This window comes from Mesorhizobium sp. M1A.T.Ca.IN.004.03.1.1, assembly GCF_003997555.1.
In the GTDB taxonomy this organism is placed as follows: domain Bacteria; phylum Pseudomonadota; class Alphaproteobacteria; order Rhizobiales; family Rhizobiaceae; genus Mesorhizobium.
The window spans coordinates 1-276 of sequence record NZ_RZTV01000258.1 but is presented as its reverse complement, the minus strand read 5'-3'; the positions used below and the strand labels follow the sequence as shown (position 1 = coordinate 276).

The 276-nt window shown below is 54.0% G+C and carries 1 pseudogene; it reads right to left on the bottom strand.

Annotated features, from left to right (window positions below):
- Window positions 1-175 precede the first annotated feature (175 nt).
- Window positions 176-276: pseudogene (locus EOD29_RS37590) on the bottom strand (chemotaxis protein CheW); the annotation flags it as partial.

Below are 276 nucleotides of genomic sequence, written 5' to 3'. Positions count from 1 at the left end.
GGGCTTCTCGCATTTCGGTCGCTTTTCCGCCATCTATCGAGCTGCCTACGGCGAGAATCCATCGGACACCAGGAAACGATCTTTTGTTGTTTGACTGGCGCTGCGATCCGGTGAATGCGCATAATTTAAAAGAGGATTCAGGTTTTAGGCCGACCCGGCCTAAAACCATCCTGTTCTAGGCGGCGTCCGCCAGGTCGAGGTTTGCGAACAAATGATCGAGGTTCAGGAAGCAAACCATGCCCTGTTCGAGGGGGATGATGCCGTGTGAGAAGGCAG